This is a genomic window from Embleya sp. AB8, assembly GCF_049739465.1.
GTDB lineage: Bacteria > Actinomycetota > Actinomycetes > Streptomycetales > Streptomycetaceae > Embleya.
In genome coordinates this window covers 116856-133517 of sequence record NZ_JBMHHY010000022.1, presented here as the reverse complement: position 1 = coordinate 133517, position 16662 = coordinate 116856, and the positions used below count along the sequence as shown (strand labels likewise).

Below are 16662 nucleotides of genomic sequence, written 5' to 3'. Positions count from 1 at the left end.
GCATAACGAGCGTACGAGGCCACGGCGACGGCGCGTAAGTGCGTGGCATGGGCGCGGGGCGCGCGGACGCTTCGGCGAGGCGCCAGTACTGTTCGTGTCATGCCCGGCTATGACGACGACCTGCGCTTCGCCCACGTCCTCGCGGACGCCGCCGACGCGACCACCATGGACCGCTTCAAGGCGCTCGACCTCCGGGTCGAGACCAAGCCGGACATGACCCCGGTCAGCGACGCGGACAAGGCCGCCGAGGAGATCATCCGGCACCAACTCGGGCGCGGACGCCCGCGCGACGCGGTGCTCGGCGAGGAGTTCGGCTCGACCGGACACGGCCCCCGCCGCTGGGTGATCGACCCGATCGACGGCACCAAGAACTTCGTCCGGGGCGTGCCGGTGTGGGCGACGCTGATCGCGCTGATGGACGGCGACGAGTCGGTGATGGGTGTGGTCTCCGCACCCGCCCTGGGCCGCCGCTGGTGGGCCGCCAAGGGCGCGGGCGCGTGGACCGGGCGCAGCCTGTCCCAGGCCTCGCGCTGCCGGGTGTCGCAGGTGGCCGCGCTGGAGGACGCGTCGTTCGCGTACTCCAGCCTGGGCGGCTGGGAGGAGCGCGACCGGCTGGACGACTTCCTGGACCTGACCCGGGCCTGCTGGCGCACCCGCGCCTACGGCGACTTCTGGTCGTACATGCTGGTCGCCGAGGGCGCGGTGGACATCTGCGCCGAGCCCGAGGTCAACCTGTGGGATCTGGCGCCGCTTTCGGTGATCGTCGAGGAAGCCGGCGGCCGGTTCGGCGCGCTCGACGGCACCCCCGGCCCGGCGGGCGGCACCGCGGCCGCCTCCAACGGTCTGCTGCACGACGAGTTGCTGAATCGACTCGGTGACCCGCTCACTCCGAAGGAGTAACCGGGTCCATATACCTTCCCTTGACCTTCCCGGGCATGTGACCATGTGAAAACAGGGCTTGTGAACTTGTGAAAACTTTCTCGAGCGCACTCGCCCGTATCGGTTGCACACCCGACGGAGGTGGTGTCACATGTTCGTCCGCGACGGCATGAGCACGATCGTTCTGACCATCGGCCCGGCCCACACCCTGCGCGCCGCGGCGCGCCTGATGTCCGCCCGGCAGATCGGCGCGGCGGTGGTGATCGACCCGGAGACGTCCGGCCTGGGCATCCTGACCGAGCGCGACATCCTGACCTCGATCGGCGCCGGCCAGGACCCCGATACCGAGTTCGCCGGCGACCACCTCACCTCGAACGTGGTCTTCGCCACCCCCTCGTGGTCGCTCGCGGACGCGGCGACGGCGATGACGCGCGGCGGCTTCCGCCACCTGATCGTGCTCGACGACGGCGACGTGCTGGGCATCATCTCGGTCCGCGACATCGTCCGCTGCCAGATCCACGAGGCGCAGCGCACCCAGGAGTTGGTGGGTTGACGGACGCCGCCCGATACCGATTCGCGGATCAGGTACCGGGCGGCGCGCTGTGGGGCATGGAGGTCAGGCGCGTAGGCCCTTGACCGCCGCCTCGATCCGGTCGCCGTAGTCCTGATCGGCGGCCCGGAAGTGCCCGACCACCCGATCGACGATGTCGTCGCGGGAGACCTGCGCCAGGAACCCGGAGATGTTGGCCACCAGCCGGCCCCGCTCGTCCGCGTCCATCAGCCGATAGAGATTGCCGGCCTGCACGTAGTCGTCGTCCTCGGCGTGCGCCGGTGCGGCGTGGGTCCCGGTGAACCCGGCCACCTCGCTCGGCGCCCACAACGGCGCACCGCTCTCATCCGGACCACCGAAGCTGTTCGGCTCGTAGTTCTTGGCCCGCCCACCGGGATTGCCGGCCATGGCCCCGTCCCGCCCGTGATTGCGCGCAACGGCCGCCCGCGGCGCGTTCACCGCAAGCTGCGTGTGGTTGATCCCCACCCGATAACGCTGCGCGTCGGCATAGGCAAACAACCGCCCCTGCAGCATCTTGTCCGGACTCGGCCCGATCCCGGGCACGAAGTTGGCCGGCGAAAACGCCGCCTGCTCCACCTCCGCGAAAACATTCTCCGGATTACGATCCAGCACCAACCGCCCGACCTCGATCAACGGATAATCCGCGCGCGGCCAAACCTTGGTCAGATCGAACGGATTGAACCGGTAATTCGCCGCCTCGCCGACCGGCATGATCTGCACCTTCAACGTCCACGACGGAGCCGCACCGCCATCGATCGCATTGAGCAGATCCCGCTGATGCGAATCGGGATCCGCCCCGGCCAGCGCCGCCGCAGCCTCGCTCGTCAGATTCCGGATGCCCTGATCGGTCTTGAAGTGATACTTCACCCAAAACGCCTCGCCCGCCGCATTGACCCACTGGTAGGTATGCGACGAGAACCCGTCCATGTGCCGATACGAAGCCGGGATCCCCCGGTCTCCGAACAGCCAGGTGACCTGGTGGATCGCCTCCGGCGAATGCCCCCAGAAGTCCCAGACGTTGTCCGCCTCCTGGCTCCCGGTGTACGGATCACGCTTCTGCGTATGAATGAAATCCGGGAACTTCAGAGGGTCCTTGATGAAAAATACGGGAGTATTATTCCCGACCAGATCATAATTCCCCTCCGCCGTATAAAACTTCACCGCAAACCCACGCGGATCCCGCACCGCATCCGCCGACCCGAGGCTGCCGGCCACGGTCGAGAACCGAGTAAACACCTCGGTACGCCGCCCGACCTCCCCCAGGAAATGCGCCCGAGTAAACCGCGACAGATCCGCAGTCACCTCGAAATACCCGAACGCCCCCGCTCCTCGGGCATGCACCACCCGCTCCGGAATCCGCTCACGATTGAACCGGGCAAGCTTCTCGATCAAATACTGATCCTGCACCAACAACGGCCCACCGACCCCGGCGGCCTGACTGTTCTGATTGTCCGCAACCACCGCACCCGACTCGGTGGTCAAGGCATCCACCCGCTGCGACACGATCCATCTCCCTCGACGTAGCCCACACCGCGCTCCGCCACCCAACCTAGAACCAAACTTAGACTTTGTCCAGATCAACACTTAGACCAAGTCCAACCCAACGTCCAACCGCAGCCCGTGGCCCGATGGCACCCAAACCAATCAGCCCGTCCGGCGCTTGAGGACACCCAGCGCCGCCAACGCCCAACCGCAACGATCGACCCCAACGGCAACCAAATTCAGCCCGTCCGGCGCGTGAGGACACCCCAACTCGGCCCAACACCACGCCGCAGCCACCCAGCCCAAGCGCAACCGCCCCAGCCCGTCCGGCGCTTGAGGACGTCCCAACACAACAAAACGCCCAGCCGCAGCCCGTAGCCCGATGGCAACCAACCAATCAGCCCGTCCGGCGTTTGAGGACACCCGGCGCACCCAACGCCCAACCACAGCGATCCAGCCCAACGGCAACCAAATTCAGCCCGTCCGGCGTTTGAGGACACCCCAACCCGGCCCAACACCACGCCGCAGGCCCGACCTCAGCCCGCCCGGCGCTTGAGGGCAACGGCAACACCAACCCAACAACGACCCAGCCCGCGGCTCAACTCGCCAGCGACTCCGCCCGAAACGCGTCCAACAGCCGCTGCGCCTTCGCCGCGACCTCCGCAGGCCCATGCGCCACCGCCGGCCCACACCAGTGCTCCGCATCGGCCAAGTCCCCACGATGCAGCGCCAATACGACCAGCCGCAACGCCGCCCGCCCATGCCCCCCACGCGCGGCCACCGTCAACCACGGCTCGGCCCCGTCCGGATCGCCGTGCCGCAGATGCAGCAGCGCCAGATTCCACGCCCCGGAGACGCTCCCCGCCTCGGCCGCGACCTTGAACCGCCGCGCCGCCGCCTTGTCCTCCCCCCGCCGCGCACACAACACGCCACACCGCAACGCCGCCGTCACATGCCCCGCATCGGCCGCCACCGCGTACCAGCGCTCCGCCTGTCCGGCCTCCCCCGCACCCGCGAGCATCGCGCCGAGCCGAAACGCCGCCGTCGGCCGATCCGCCCGAGCCGCCGTCTCGTACGCCCGCGCCGCCCCCTCCGCGTCCCCCCGACGCTCCAGCAACAGCCCCATCTGCAAGGCCGCGTCCGCGTGCCCCGCGTCCGCCGCCCGCCGCCAGCACGCCTCGGCCGCGTCGTCGAGCCCGGCGCGCGCGTGCAGGATGCCCAGGTTGTACGAGCCGTCCACGCTGCCCGCCTCGGCGGCCCGCGCGAACCATATCCGCGCCTCCTCGTCGTCCCCACGCTCGAGGAGCAGCCCGGCCAGCGCGTTGGCCGCGTCCCCATGACCCGCGTAGGCCGCCATCCGGAACCACCGCTCCGCCCCCGCCGCGTCCTCGTGCTCGGCGTGCAACAGCCCCAGGTTGAACGCCCCGTTGCACTCCCCCGCCGCCGCGGCCCGTTCGTACCACCGCGCCGCCTCGCCGGAGCGCCCACCGGCCGCGAACCAGGCCCCGAGCGCATTGGCCGCCGTACCGTCCCCGCTCTCCGCGGCGACCTGCCACCAGCGCACCGCGCCCTCGACATCGCCCTCGTCCTGGAGCAGGAACCCGAGTGCCCGGGCGCCCTCCGCGTCGCCCTCCTCGGCCGCGAGCCGATACCACTTGATCGCCTCGGCGAGATCGCCCGCCCGCTCGAGCGACGTGGCCAACCGCACCGCGGCCCGGACATGTCCGCACGAGGCCGCGCGCAGGAACCACGTCGACGCCGCCCGCTCGTCGTCCCGCTCCTGTCCCATCCGCCCGAGCCGATACGCCGCCTCCGGATGCCCCGCCTCGGCCGCCCGCCGATACCACCGCTCCGCGCCGGGACGCCCGGTCTCCTCGAAGAACTCGCCCAACGTGAGCGCGGCCCGCACATGCCCGGCCTCGGCCGCGTTCCGCAGCCAGTAGACGCCCTGCCCGGACAGGTCGTGCTGCCTGGACGAATCACGAGGGGCCCCCGCGCCCACACCCGCACTCGCCCGCGCCGCGTCCGCCTGATCGAGCAGCAGCGCGCCCAGCGAGAAGGCCGCGATCCGGCTGCCCGCCTCGGCCGCCCGATGCCACCACAACGACGCCGCGTCATCGCGCCCCTGACGGTGCATCAGTACGCCCAGGTTGGTCGCCGCGCCGCGATGCCCCGCCTCGGCCGCCCGCCGCAACAGCTCGGCGGCCTCGTCCTGTTCGCCGCGCTCCAGCAACATCAGCGCGAGACTGTTCGCCGCCGAGGGACTGCGCCCGGCCCGTTCCCGGTAGCGCCGCTCCAACTCCGCCGACTCGTGCCGGTCCAACGCCTCGTGACCCTCGACGCTGCCCCCCGGACCACGCCGGCGCGGCCGGAACGGGACCAGGACCGCGTAGTCGTCGGGATGTTCGGGAGCCGTCGCGGCAGCCGCCCGACCGCGGTCCAGGACCACGGTGTCGGGGCCCTCCGGCACGGTCTCGAAGACGTCCGGCTCCGGCGGTGGGTGCTCCCCCCGCCGTCCGCGATGTCCCTTCCACGCCCCCATGAGTCCATCGTGGCATCTCGGGCCACATCCATGCAGTCGCGATTCGGCAACAGCCGACCCGACCCCCGGCCGAATTGTCGGGGAACGCCCTTTGTCGGCACACGCACGAAGGGCCCGGTCGATTGACCGGGCCCTTCGATGTGGTAGCGGGGACAGGATTTGAACCTGCGACCTCTGGGTTATGAGCCCAGCGAGCTACCGAGCTGCTCCACCCCGCGTCGGTAGACACAACTGTACGGCAGCGCCGACGCGCCAGGCAAATCCCCTCCGGCGCCCGCCCGTACCGACCGCGGCCGGCGACCACCCGGGAGAGCGGCCGAATTCAGACCATGGAGTGAACCTGCCCGATCCCGTCCCGACCCCGAAACGACTCCCCTTTGTTCCCAATTACCCCTGGTTGCCCGGGAGTTCGTTTGCGCCACAAGCGACCGGTCGGCCATTCGCGGACACGATCGGGTCTCGAGATGGGTCCGGAAGCCGTCACGGCGTGCCCCCGATGGGGTACGGTCTGCGTCGTGGTCATATCAGGAATGGACCATCCGAGCATGCCGCGCCGAGTCCCGGTTCCGCCGATGGACGTAGGCCGAAGCAGCATGGGCGAGCGCCTCGAACGGCACCTCGCCCTGATCGGCCGCGCCTCCACCCAGGAGACGGCCGACAGTCGCGAATCGGCCGCCATCATCCAGAGCCTGGTTCCGCGTACCGAACAGCGCGGCACCCACCGTCTGGCGCGCGTCACCCTGATGGCTCCGCTGCGCGCCAAGCGCCGCCGCCAGATCGCGCTCTAGGCCGCCAAGCCCTCAGCTCGTGCGCCACCGAAAGCACATCCGAAAAAGCACAACCCAACACAAAAGACCCGAACGCAAAAGGCCCGGTTCCGAGGAACCGGGCCTTTTGCGTTCTTCCCAAGTAGCGGGGACAGGATTTGAACCTGCGACCTCTGGGTTATGAGCCCAGCGAGCTACCGAACTGCTCCACCCCGCGATGCGTTGTGCCTTGAGCTTACGGGACCTCTCGCCTGACACCAAATCGATAACGCGACGGGCCCGCCCCCCGAAGGGGACGGGCCCGCCCGATGCGTCACGCGCCGACGATCACGGCTTCGGCGGCGTGGAGGCCGGTGGTGTGCCGCCGGCCGGTGGCGTCGAGGGCGGTGTACCCGGTGGTGTACCGCCTCCCGGCTTCGCCGCCGCCTCGGCCGCGATGGCCTTGTTCACGGCCGCCTGGAGCCGCTTCTGCGCCTCGCCGTACTTGGCGAAGTCGCCGGCCTTGATCGCCGCGTCGGCGTCCTTGAGCGCCTGACTGGCCTCGTCCAGCGCCTGCTTGACCGTCGGGTTCTCCGGCGTGGTCGCCGGCGGTGTGCCGGTCGCCGGTGGCGTACCGGTGGCCGGCGGCGTACCGGTGTCGGTCGGTGGCAGCGTGGTCGTCGGCGTCCCGCTGAACACCTTGCTCAGCGCCTGGTCGAGGGAGTCCTCGAAGGCGATACTGCCCCCGTAGGACACCAGCACCTTCTGCAGCACCGGATACGACCCCGGCGCGTTCGCCCGGACGTAGACCGGTTCCACGTACAACATGCCGCCGCCCACGGGCAGGCTGAGCAGGTTGCCGTAGACGACCACCGAGTCACCGCGCTGCAGGATGTTGATCACCGTGGCGACCGCGGCGTTCGACTTGAACTGGTTCTGCATCTGGTCCGGGCCCAGGATCGCGGTGTTCGGCGGCAGGCTCAGCAGTCTGATCTTGCCGTAACCCGGTGATCCCGGTTCCGAGTTGACCGCCATGAAGGCCGCCAGGTTCTGCCGTTCCTTGGGCACGAAGGTGCTGGTCAGCTGGAACGACTGTTGCGCGTCGGGCGCGGCGCCCGCGAGCGCCGGCATCTTCATCGACAGGTAGTACGGCGGCTGGTCGCCCGAGCCCGGCGCCACCCCGGTCGGGTCCTTGGGGACCTTCCAGAAGTCGGAGCCGTTGAAGAACGTCCGCGGGTCGGTCACGTGATACCGGGTCAGCAGATCGCGCTGCACCTTGAACAGGTCCTGCGGGTAGCGCAGGTGCTCCATCAGGGTGGGCGGGATGGTGTTCTTCTTCTTGACCGTGTTCGGGAAGGCCTTCATCCAGGTCTTCAGGACCGGGTCCTTCTCGTCCCACTGGTAGAGCTTGACCGAGCCGTCGTAGGAGTCGACCGTGGCCTTGACCGAGTTGCGGATGTAGTTGACGTTGCCGGTGTTGCCGACCGCGCCGCGGGCCCGGTCCTCGGCGTTGAGCGAGTCCGCGGTGGCCTGGCCGAGGGTGGTGCGGGTGGCGTACGGATAGCCGTTGCTGGTCGTGTACGCGTCGACGATCCACTGCACCTTGCCGTCTATCACGGCCGGATACGGGTCGCCGTCGATGGTCAGCCACGGCGCGACCGCCTCGACCCGCTGCTTGGGCGTGCGGTTGTACAGGATCCGGGAATCCTTGTTGATCGTGTCGGAGAGCAGGATGTTGCCCTCCTGGAACTTCGTCGCGTACAACAGCTTGTTGAACATGCCGCCGATCGGCACGCCGCCCTTGCCGTTGTACGTGTAGGTGGCCTGGCCCGACGCGGTGTCGGTCGGGTAGTCCACCTCGGTCGGCGTGGTGTTCTTCGGCGCGCCCACGATCGAGTACTCGGTGGTCGACTCGCCGAAATAGATCCGCGGCTGGTACGGGCCCAGCGGGCTGGGCGTCTGCGCCTCCTGGGCGTCCGTACGGATGTTGCCCTCGATGTAGACGGGCTTGCCCTCGCGGTCGACCCGGGTGCCCTCGGCCGCGACGACGCCGTAGCCGTGGGTGTACTTGGTGTGGTCGTTGACCCAGTTGTGGGTCTGACCACCCTTGGGGTTGAGCTCGCGCAGCGCGATCACGGTGTCCTGCATCTTGCCGTCGATCATGTAGCGGTCGACGTCGAGCGTGGTCTGGAAACCGTAGTACTGGCGCAGCTGCTGCATCTGGTTGAACGTCGGCGAGACGATGTTCGGGTCGAGCAGCCGGATGCTGGCCGTGTTCGCGGCCTGGTCCCGCAGTTCGGGCTTGGCCTCGACGTTGCCGTCGTACTTCTCCGGCTCCACCTTGTCGATGCCGTACGCGTCGCGCGTCGCCTGGATGTTGCGCTCGATGTACTTGGCTTCCTTGGCCTGCTGGTTCGGCTTGACCTGGAAGCGCTCGACGATCGCCGGGTAGAGCCCGCCGATCAGCACCGCGGACAGCACCATCAGGCCGAAGCCGATGATCGGCAGCGCCCACGTGCGGCGGAAGACGTTGACGAAGAACAGCGTCGCGCAGATCAGCGCGACGATGAACAGGATCGTCTTCGCGGGCAATACCGCGTGCGCGTCGGTGTAGCGCAGGCCGGTGAATTGCGAGGCCTGCTTGAAATCACCGGACGAGACCGCGAGCGAATAGCGGTCCAGCCAGTAGGCCACGGCCTTGAACAACACGAAAAGGCCGAGCAGCAGCGAAAGATGCGCCTGCGCGGCCGGCGTCGCCCGCGACCCCGGGCTCTGCACCCGAAGTCCGCCGTAGAGGTAGTGCGTGATCACCGCGAGGACGAGGCCGACGACGACCGCGACGAACGCGAAATTGATCAGGAATCGGTAGAACGGCAGATCGAACGCGTAGAACGAGACGTCCTTGTGGAACTGCGGATCCTTGGTTCCGAACGAGACGCCGTTCACGAACTGGAGCCAGGTCTTCCACTGCCCCGACGCCGAGGTCCCGGCGATGATGCCGATGATCACCGACAGGCCGATCAGCAGCCAGCTGCGGAACGGCGTGATGGCCGACCGGTAGCGGTCGAGGCTCTGCTGTTCGAGCGACATCCCCCGGAAGGCGGGACGCAGCCGGTAGGCCATATAGACGTTGGCGCCGACGGCCGCGGCCATGAGCAGACCGAACACCAGGAACAACCCGATGCGCGTCCACAGTTTGGTCGTGAATACGTTTCCGTAGCCGACCGACTTGTACCAGAGCCAATCCGTCCAGAAATTCGCGAACAGCACCCACGCGACCACGATCACCACGAGGATGGCCAGCGTCAGGAGCAGGGTTCTGGACCTGCGGGACGGAGCTCCCAATCTGATCCGACGGCCACCTGAGCCGCCTCGTTCGGGCATCTGAAAAACCAAGGGTGCGCACCTCGATCATTACCTGGACGCGCCCGGTCGGCGCTCGATGGGTCAACTTACCGAGTGGGGACGTGGTTCCCCACAGACACGGCCGATACAGGCTCGTGATCCACCGTGGGGAACAGACGGGAAGATGGGGTCATGACCGTTGCACTCACCCAGGCCCTCGTCGAGATCGAACGCCACGTGGCGGCGTACGGCTGGGACCAGCAGGCCCGCCTCTACGCGCTCGTGGACACCGCGGAATTGGCCCGTACCGAACCCGACCTCGCGGCGCAGCTCGGCTTGTCCGCCGACCGTGACGCGCCCATCGACACCCTTACGCCGATCGAGCAGGAGGAGATCCCGGACAACGTCGCGATCGACGAATTCCTGGCGAGTATCGCCTGGCCGGAGGCCGTACTCGGCTGCGCGCTGGTGGTGGAGCGGCTGATGTTGCCGCCGGCCGCCGAGGCGAGCATGCCCGCGGTGGGCAGTGATCGGGAGATCCACGACTGGGTGGCGGCGCACCCGCAGCGCCAGGAGGTCCGGCTCGCGGTCGGGGTGTTGCGCGACGGCTCGCGCGAGTCGGCGGTGCGGCTGCGGGACAAGGACGACGACTCCGAGGTGCTCTCCGGCGCGGATCTGGTGCCGGGGCTGGCCGAGGCGCTGTTGGCCACGTTCGGGGAGGGCGACGAGGACTAGTCCGCGCCGCGGGGGTCCGCACCGGTCACGCATGACATTCCGTCAGCGTGCCCCGGCCGGTGCGGATCGTCTCCAGGGCCTTGAGCGCGTCGGTCAGGGTCTCCACCTGGACCAGGGTCAGCCCGCCCGGCTTGGTCTGCGCGGCGGCGGCGCAGTTGGCCTTGGGGGTGAGGAAGTACTTGGCGCCCTGGCGGCGGGCCCCGATGGTCTTCATCTGGATGCCGCCGATCGCGCCGACCTTGCCCGCGTCGTCGATGGTGCCGGTGCCGGCCACGAACTTGCCGCCGGTCAGGTCGCCGGGGCTGAGCTTGTCGATGATGCCGAGCGCGAACATCATGCCCGCACTGGGACCGCCGACGTCCTCGAGGTGGATCTCCACCTTGAACGGGAACTTGGGCAGGATGCCCGGCGTGATGCCGACCAGCGCCCGACCGTCGTCCTCGGCCCGCCGGGTGACCACCTGCACGTCGCGCCGGGTGCCGCGGGCGTCGGCCGGGTCGACGGTGAGCGTGACCGTGTCACCGGCCTGGTGCTTGGTGATCGCCGCGGCGACGTCCTCGGTCCGGCCGATCGGGGTGCCGTCCACGGCCACGATGATGTCGCCGGCGTGCAGCTTGCCGAGCGCGGGCGCGTCCTTGGCGACCGTGGCGACGATCACCTGCTTCTCGATCGGGATGTTCAGCGCGGCGAAGGCGGCGACCTTGGCGTGTTCCTGCGAGGAGCTGAACTCCTCGGCGTTCTCCCGCTCGACCTCGGCCGCCGACTTGTTGTCGGGGTAGAGCGACTTCTTGAGCACCACGTCCGCGTCGTCCTTGACCCAGCCGGCGAGCGCGTCGAGCAGCGGCATGTTGTACGACTTGTTGGTCACCGACACGGTGGTCATGTTCAGGTGGCCGGTCGTGGGATAGGTCTCGTGGCCGGAGATCTCGATGACCGGCTTGCCGCCCTCGTCGCCGAGCGTGTTGTAGGTGGGCCCGGGGGTCAGCTCGGCGTAGGGCACCGGCGCGAACAGCACGGCGCAGGCCAAAGCCAGGAGCAACAGCCCGGAGACGACCAGTGTGGCGGTGCGGCGCGACATGCGCCCGACCCTACGGCACCCGGTTTCGCGCGGTGCGGCCCGGGCGGTCACGGGTTTTCGCGGCCGGATTCCGGAAGCGGTTCGCCGGGCGCATCGAGGGTGGGGTCGGGCCGGACCGGGCCGGCCGCGCGGACCCGGTCGAGCGCCGCGCTCCACTCCGCGAAGTCGGACATCGAGTCGCGCATGCTCGGGGTGCGAAACGACCGGCAGGTCCACGCGGCCCAGCTCACGCCGACCACCAGTGCGATCCCCGGGATGGCCCACCACCACGCGACAGACGCCATGACGTACCCCGTCCAAACGAGAGGGAGGCTGAAGGCTTAAATCATATGTATGTGGTGCTAATGGTGCATTCCCATTGCTCCGTGGCGTATGTGCATAAAGAGGCGAGTGGGGTCGGTATCGACCTCAGCAGGCGCCGACCCAGTCCGCGTCGCCGTCGGTGAAGTGCTGGAGCTTCCAGATCGGTACCTCGTGCTTGAGGTCGTCGATCAGTCGCCGGCAGGCCGCGAACGCCTCCGCGCGGTGTGGGCACGAGACCGCGACCACGACCGCGAGATCGCCGATCTCCAACCGGCCCACCCGGTGCACCGCCGCCATCGCCAGCACCGGCAGGTCGGCCGCGATCTTGTCCATCACCCGGCGCAGTTCGGCCGTCGCCGAGGGGTGCGCGGAGTATTCGAGCGCGGTGACCGTACGACCGCCGTCGGCGTTACGGACCGTGCCGACGAACAGGTCCGTACCGCCGGCCGACGGGTCGCCGACGGCGGCGAAAACCTCGTCGACGGACAGCGGCGTGTCGCGGATCTCGGCGATGCGAATGACGTCCATACCGGGCAGTATCGCGCGCCGGGCACCGGCACCGGCCGGCCCGGTCCCCCACCGGCGTGCGGCGGCGTGCACCGGGCCGACCGGCATCCCGGGGAGCGCGGGTCAAAAACCCCGGCGTCGGCGGCGCACCTTGCGCACGATCGCGGCCGTGCCGACCAGGGCCACGGTGGCACCGGCCGCACCGAGCGTGGTGGCGTCCTTGCGGCCGAGTCGGCGGGCGACCAGCGCATGCCGGCCGGCGACGTCCTCTAGCAGCGCGGCGAAGGCCAGCTCGTTGGTCCACACCGGCCGCCAGCCCGCCGCGCGCAGTCGCTCGGAGGACACCACCCAGCCGTGCATCGTGTACGCGAGGTCGCCCGCCGGGGCCGGGGTGATGCCCAATCGGTGCAGCCGTTCGGCGGTGCCCAGGGCCAGCGACGCGGGCAGTTCCATCCGGCGCATCCCGGACAGCTCCTCGATCTCCTCCTGCTCCAGCCAACCCTCGGACCCGACGGTGACCACGCCCTCGACCCGGCCGAGCGCGGCGAACTCCAACGCGGAGGCGAGGTCGTCCAGGTGACAGAACTGCCAGCGCGGCTGCCCGCCGGAGACCACGAGCAGGCGCGGCGCCTCGAAGTGCCGGGTCATCACGCTGTCCGCCTCGGGGCCGCCGACCAGGGTGGCCGGGCGCACCACGGTGACCTTGACGTGCGGGTGCGCGCGCGGGGTGCGCTCGGCCAGTTCCTCGATCTCGAGCAGATCGCCGACCAGGGAGGCGTCCGCCGTCGCGCGCAGCGGCGCGTCCTCGGCGAGCGGTACGTCGTTGTCCGGCAGCGCTCCGTAGACCATCGCCGACGTGCACAACACCACCCGGGGCACCCGGGCCGCGGCGGCGGCGGTCAGCACGGTCTGTGTGCCGCGCACGTTGCGCGCGCCGCGGGCGCGCGGCTCGGAGTCGAGCGACATGTCGAGCGCGAGGTGCACGACCACGTCCACGCCCTCGAGGCGCCCGGCCAGCGCGGGGTCGCGGACGTCCATGATCCGCCACTGCGCGCCGGGGATCTCGCCGCGCCGCTCGTCGATCGCGATCAGCCGCTTGACCTGGTCGTTCGCGGCCAGCAGGGACGCGACGCGATGGCCGAGCCCGGCGGCGGCGCCGGTGACCGCGACGACCGGGCGCACCCGGGGCACACTGGTGGCCGAGGGCCGGCCCGCAGCCTCGGTGCCGCCGGCCGCGGCGGTGTCCGAGGCGTCGGTCCCGGTGCCTTCGCTCGTGCTCTCCCGCCCGCTCCGCCCAGAGCGAACGCGTGGGGGCTGGGAACTCACTGGCGGTCTCCCGTGGTTAGTTTGGTACGAGCGGTTCGTCAAGAAAGGTACGCGCGACTGCTTGCCTTTCCTGTCAGTGTCCGCGATCCATCCTGCCGGAGGTGTTGTGGTGATCTTCACGCCAGGCGCGAATCGGCGCTCCTGCGGCGTTGCCTCCGGTCGGGACGGCGGGCCGGCCGAGCGAGACGAGGTAACCGTGAGTCAGCATCGAGTGGTCGGGCCCGAGGGCGCCGCGCACGTGGACAACGTAGAGGGGCCCAACCATGGCTGACTTCCCCTTCGGTTTCGGCAAGGCCTCGGGCGACGACGATCCCGACCGGCCGCGCGGCGGCTCGGGTGGCTCGGGGGGCTCCGGCGGCTCGAACCCGAACGACCCGTTCGGCTTCGCGGCGGCCGGCGGCGACCCGAACAATCCGTTCGGCGCGCTGTTCGGGCAGATGAACCAGGCCGACCTGGGCGCGGCCTTCCAGCAGCTGGGCAAGCTGCTGTCCTACGAGGGTGGCCCGGTCAACTGGGACCTGGCCCGGGACATCGCCCGGCAGACCGTGTCCCAACAGGGCGACGCGTCGATCGGCGCGGTCGAGCGCGCAGGCGTCGAGGAATCGGTGCGGCTGGCCGAGCTGTGGCTGGACGAGGCCACCTCGCTGCCCTCCGGGGTGAGCACCACCGCGGCCTGGAGTCGCGCCGAGTGGATCGAGGCGACGCTGCCGCAGTGGCGCGCGCTGGTCGAACCGCTGGCCACCCGGGTGGTCGCGGCCATGGGCGAGATGATGCCCGAGGAGATGCAGAGCATGGCCGGGCCGCTGCTCGGCATGATGCGCGGCATGGGCGGTGCGATGTTCGGCGCCCAGGTCGGCCAGGCGCTCGGCGCGCTGGCCGGCGAGGTGGTCGGCTCGACCGACATCGGGCTGCCGATCGGACCGGCAGGCAAGGCCGCGCTGCTGCCCGCCAACCTGACCGCGTTCGGCGAGGGGCTCTCCCTGCCGCAGGACGAGGTGCGGCTGTATCTGGCGCTGCGCGAGGCCGCGCACCAGCGGCTGTTCGGGCATGTGCCGTGGCTGCGGCAGCACCTGTTCGGCGCGGTCGAGGCGTATGCGCGCGGCATCAAGGTGGACATGAGCCGGCTCGAGGAGGCCGCGGGTCGGATCGACCCGAGCAACCCCGAGGCACTCCAGGAGGCGTTCTCCCAGGGCCTGTTCGAGCCCGAGGAGACGCCGGAGCAAAAGATCGCGCTGTCCCGCCTGGAGACCGCGTTGGCGCTGGTGGAGGGCTGGGTGGACGCGGTCGTGCACAGCGCCGCCGCACCCCGGCTGCCCTCGGCGGGCGCGCTGCGCGAGACGCTGCGCCGGCGGCGGGCCACCGGCGGTCCGGCCGAGCAGACCTTCGCCACGCTGGTCGGCCTGGAGCTGCGCCCGCGCCGGTTGCGGGACGCGGCGCGGTTGTGGGCCTCGCTGGCCGACGCGCGCGGCATCGACGGGCGGGACGCGGTGTGGCAGCACCCCGACCTGCTGCCGACCGCCGACGACCTGGACGACCCGGACGGCTTCGTGCACCACGCCGAGCTGGACCTGTCCGGCCTGGACGCCGAGTTGGACGCGGACCTGGACCGGCTGGAGTCGACCGGCGACCCGGGCAAGGCGGGTGACCAGGCGACCGACGAGAAGCCGGGCGACAAGCCGGGCGAGTCCCGCGACGGTGGCGACGAGTCGAAGGGCCGGGACGACAAGAAGGGCCCCGACGCGTGAGCCTTCGGCTCGACGCCGTCGACGTACTGGCGAAGTGGGACGCGCCCGACGACCGGGGCGAGCGGCTGCGCCTGGACTATCTGGCGCACCTTGCCGCGCATCGGGACGGCATGCTCAAGAGTTGCCGCCACGCGCACGTGACGGCGAGCGCGCTGATCGTGGACCCGGTCGGCGGTCGGGTGTTGCTCACCCTGCATGCCAAGGTCCGCAAGTGGCTGCAAACCGGCGGGCACTGCGAGCCGGGTGATCGCACGTTGGCCGACGCGGCGCTGCGCGAGGCTCGGGAGGAGTCCGGGATCACCGGCCTGACTCTGCTCGCGGCCGGCGCGCCGGTGTTGTTGGACCGGCACGACACCCCGTGCGCGGTGCACCTGGACGTGCAGTACGCGGCGCTGGCTCCGGCTGGCGCGACCGAGGTGATCAGCGAGGAGTCGCTGGACCTGCGCTGGTTCGGGTTCGACGCGCTGCCCACCGAGACCGACGACTCGGTCCGCGCGCTGGTGACCCGGGCCCGCGCGGTGCGCTGAGCGACGCCGCGCGCCGAAACGCCACGAGGGGCGCCCGACCGGGATCGATCGGTCGGGCGCCCCTCGTTCGGTCTTCCACTGATCCCAGCTGCTACCGACGCCGGCTGCTACTGACCCCAGGTGTTGCCGCGCACGCCGCCGTCCTGGCCCAGGCCGCGGCGGGCCAGGTAGCCGCCCTCGACGATGAACTCGGCGGGCGGGAGCAGCTCGCTGGGCTGGACCACGACGTAGCCCTCGCCCATGAAGGCCATGTTCCAGCCCTCGCCGGTGCCCCGGCGACGCCGGTAGATCCGCGCCGAGTTGGTCTGCGCCTGCATGCTGATCGACAACCGGGTGCTCCACGCGATCACCGCGTCGGAGTCGGCGAACACCTCGGCGCCGTGGGTGACCCGCATGATCAGCGGCTTGCCCGAGGTCATCAGCGCGATCTTGCCGTTGCCGCTGATGTCGAGGTTGTACGAACCGGCGCCGGCGACCGACTGCGCGCTCTCGATCGCCACCACGTTCCAGCTCAGCGTGCTGTCCAGGGCCAGTACGTACTGCCCGTCCACGCTCAGCCCCTCGAAGTCGAGGTCGAGTACGTGGATCGACTGGGACATGTTGGCCAGCCACATGGTGCCGGTGCCGTACGCGCGCATCAGCTGGAGTTGTTCGCCGGTGGCCGCGGCGGCCTGCTGTTCGGCGCCGGTGCGCAGGTTGCCGTCGAAGTCGATGGCGCCCTGGTAGGCGACCATCGAGCCGACCCGGGCCAGGCAGTGGTCAGGGAGGCCGTTGCCGAGTTGGACCTTGAGCATGTGCTCGTTCTGCAAGCTGAATCGCTCGGGTGTCTGGACCGGCGCGTGGCCGAAAAGCGAGCTCTGCACGGTGTTCCTCCTT

At 70.0% G+C, this 16662-nt stretch carries 14 protein-coding genes and 2 tRNA genes; 6 read left to right on the top strand and 10 right to left on the bottom strand.

All coding sequences use genetic code 11. The features are described 5' to 3' along the window. Positions 1–99 precede the first annotated feature (99 nt). Both hisN and ABIA38_RS30440 read left to right on the top strand, forming a co-directional pair. Complete coding sequence (hisN, locus tag ABIA38_RS30445; RefSeq protein WP_424642081.1) at positions 100–900, top strand: histidinol-phosphatase; 801 nt, start codon at positions 100–102, stop codon at positions 898–900. 130 nt (positions 901–1030) lie between these two features. Then, positions 1031–1432: a cyclic nucleotide-binding/CBS domain-containing protein gene (locus ABIA38_RS30440; RefSeq protein ID WP_424642080.1), complete on the top strand. Its 402-nt coding sequence runs from the start codon at positions 1031–1033 to the stop codon at positions 1430–1432. A 63-nt stretch (positions 1433–1495) separates the two neighbouring features. On the opposite strand, the gene ABIA38_RS30435 is transcribed toward ABIA38_RS30440, so the two are convergent. From ABIA38_RS30435 to ABIA38_RS30425, 3 genes are all read right to left on the bottom strand, one after another. Beyond that, a complete protein-coding gene (locus tag ABIA38_RS30435; RefSeq protein ID WP_424642079.1) occupies positions 1496–2953 on the bottom strand; it encodes a catalase in 1458 nt (485 codons plus the stop codon). A 577-nt stretch (positions 2954–3530) separates the two neighbouring features. Further along, on the bottom strand, positions 3531–5474 hold the full coding sequence (locus tag ABIA38_RS30430; protein WP_424642078.1) for a tetratricopeptide repeat protein: 1944 nt from the start codon (positions 5472–5474) through the stop codon (positions 3531–3533). Positions 5475–5615: 141 nt separating this feature from the next. Further along, positions 5616–5692 (bottom strand) — tRNA-Met (locus ABIA38_RS30425). Between the two features lie 297 nt (positions 5693–5989). Here ABIA38_RS30425 and ABIA38_RS30420 point away from each other — a divergent pair. Beyond that, the gene (locus tag ABIA38_RS30420) at positions 5990–6262 is read left to right on the top strand and encodes a hypothetical protein (RefSeq protein WP_424642077.1); all 273 of its coding nucleotides are present in this window, start codon (positions 5990–5992) and stop codon (positions 6260–6262) included. 122 nt (positions 6263–6384) lie between these two features. Here the strand turns inward: ABIA38_RS30420 and ABIA38_RS30415 are convergent. Further along, positions 6385–6458, bottom strand: a tRNA-Met gene (locus ABIA38_RS30415). A gap of 110 nt (positions 6459–6568) precedes the next feature. Beyond that, positions 6569–9604: a UPF0182 family protein gene (locus ABIA38_RS30410; RefSeq protein WP_424642141.1), complete on the bottom strand. Its 3036-nt coding sequence runs from the start codon at positions 9602–9604 to the stop codon at positions 6569–6571. A 153-nt stretch (positions 9605–9757) separates the two neighbouring features. Here ABIA38_RS30410 and ABIA38_RS30405 point away from each other — a divergent pair, with 153 nt between their 5' ends. Next, on the top strand, positions 9758–10300 hold the full coding sequence (locus tag ABIA38_RS30405) for a PPA1309 family protein (protein ID WP_424642076.1): 543 nt from the start codon (positions 9758–9760) through the stop codon (positions 10298–10300). A 25-nt stretch (positions 10301–10325) separates the two neighbouring features. Here the strand turns inward: ABIA38_RS30405 and ABIA38_RS30400 are convergent, their stop codons facing one another. From ABIA38_RS30400 to ABIA38_RS30385, 4 genes are all read right to left on the bottom strand, one after another. Next, a complete protein-coding gene (locus ABIA38_RS30400; protein ID WP_424642075.1) occupies positions 10326–11378 on the bottom strand; it encodes a YlbL family protein in 1053 nt (350 codons plus the stop codon). 47 nt (positions 11379–11425) lie between these two features. Beyond that, positions 11426–11662, bottom strand: a complete 237-nt coding sequence (locus ABIA38_RS30395) for a hypothetical protein (RefSeq protein ID WP_424642074.1) — start codon at positions 11660–11662, stop codon at positions 11426–11428. Between the two features lie 124 nt (positions 11663–11786). Next, positions 11787–12209: a molybdenum cofactor biosynthesis protein MoaE gene (locus ABIA38_RS30390; RefSeq protein ID WP_424642073.1), complete on the bottom strand. Its 423-nt coding sequence runs from the start codon at positions 12207–12209 to the stop codon at positions 11787–11789. A gap of 102 nt (positions 12210–12311) precedes the next feature. Then, positions 12312–13514, bottom strand: a complete 1203-nt coding sequence (locus tag ABIA38_RS30385) for an NAD-dependent epimerase/dehydratase family protein (protein WP_424642072.1) — start codon at positions 13512–13514, stop codon at positions 12312–12314. Between the two features lie 263 nt (positions 13515–13777). Between ABIA38_RS30385 and ABIA38_RS30380 the strand changes: the two genes are divergently transcribed. Both ABIA38_RS30380 and ABIA38_RS30375 read left to right on the top strand, forming a co-directional pair. Then, positions 13778–15259 carry a zinc-dependent metalloprotease gene (locus ABIA38_RS30380; RefSeq protein ID WP_424642071.1) on the top strand — a complete coding sequence of 494 codons (1482 nt, stop codon included), beginning with the start codon at positions 13778–13780 and terminating at the stop codon, positions 15257–15259. Continuing rightward, the gene (locus ABIA38_RS30375; RefSeq protein WP_424642070.1) at positions 15256–15786 is read left to right on the top strand and encodes an NUDIX hydrolase; all 531 of its coding nucleotides are present in this window, start codon (positions 15256–15258) and stop codon (positions 15784–15786) included. The genes ABIA38_RS30380 and ABIA38_RS30375 overlap by 4 nt, the downstream gene beginning before the upstream one ends. 107 nt (positions 15787–15893) lie before the next feature. Here the strand turns inward: ABIA38_RS30375 and ABIA38_RS30370 are convergent, their stop codons facing one another. Further along, positions 15894–16649: an AIM24 family protein gene (locus ABIA38_RS30370; RefSeq protein ID WP_424642069.1), complete on the bottom strand. Its 756-nt coding sequence runs from the start codon at positions 16647–16649 to the stop codon at positions 15894–15896. Positions 16650–16662 lie beyond the last annotated feature (13 nt).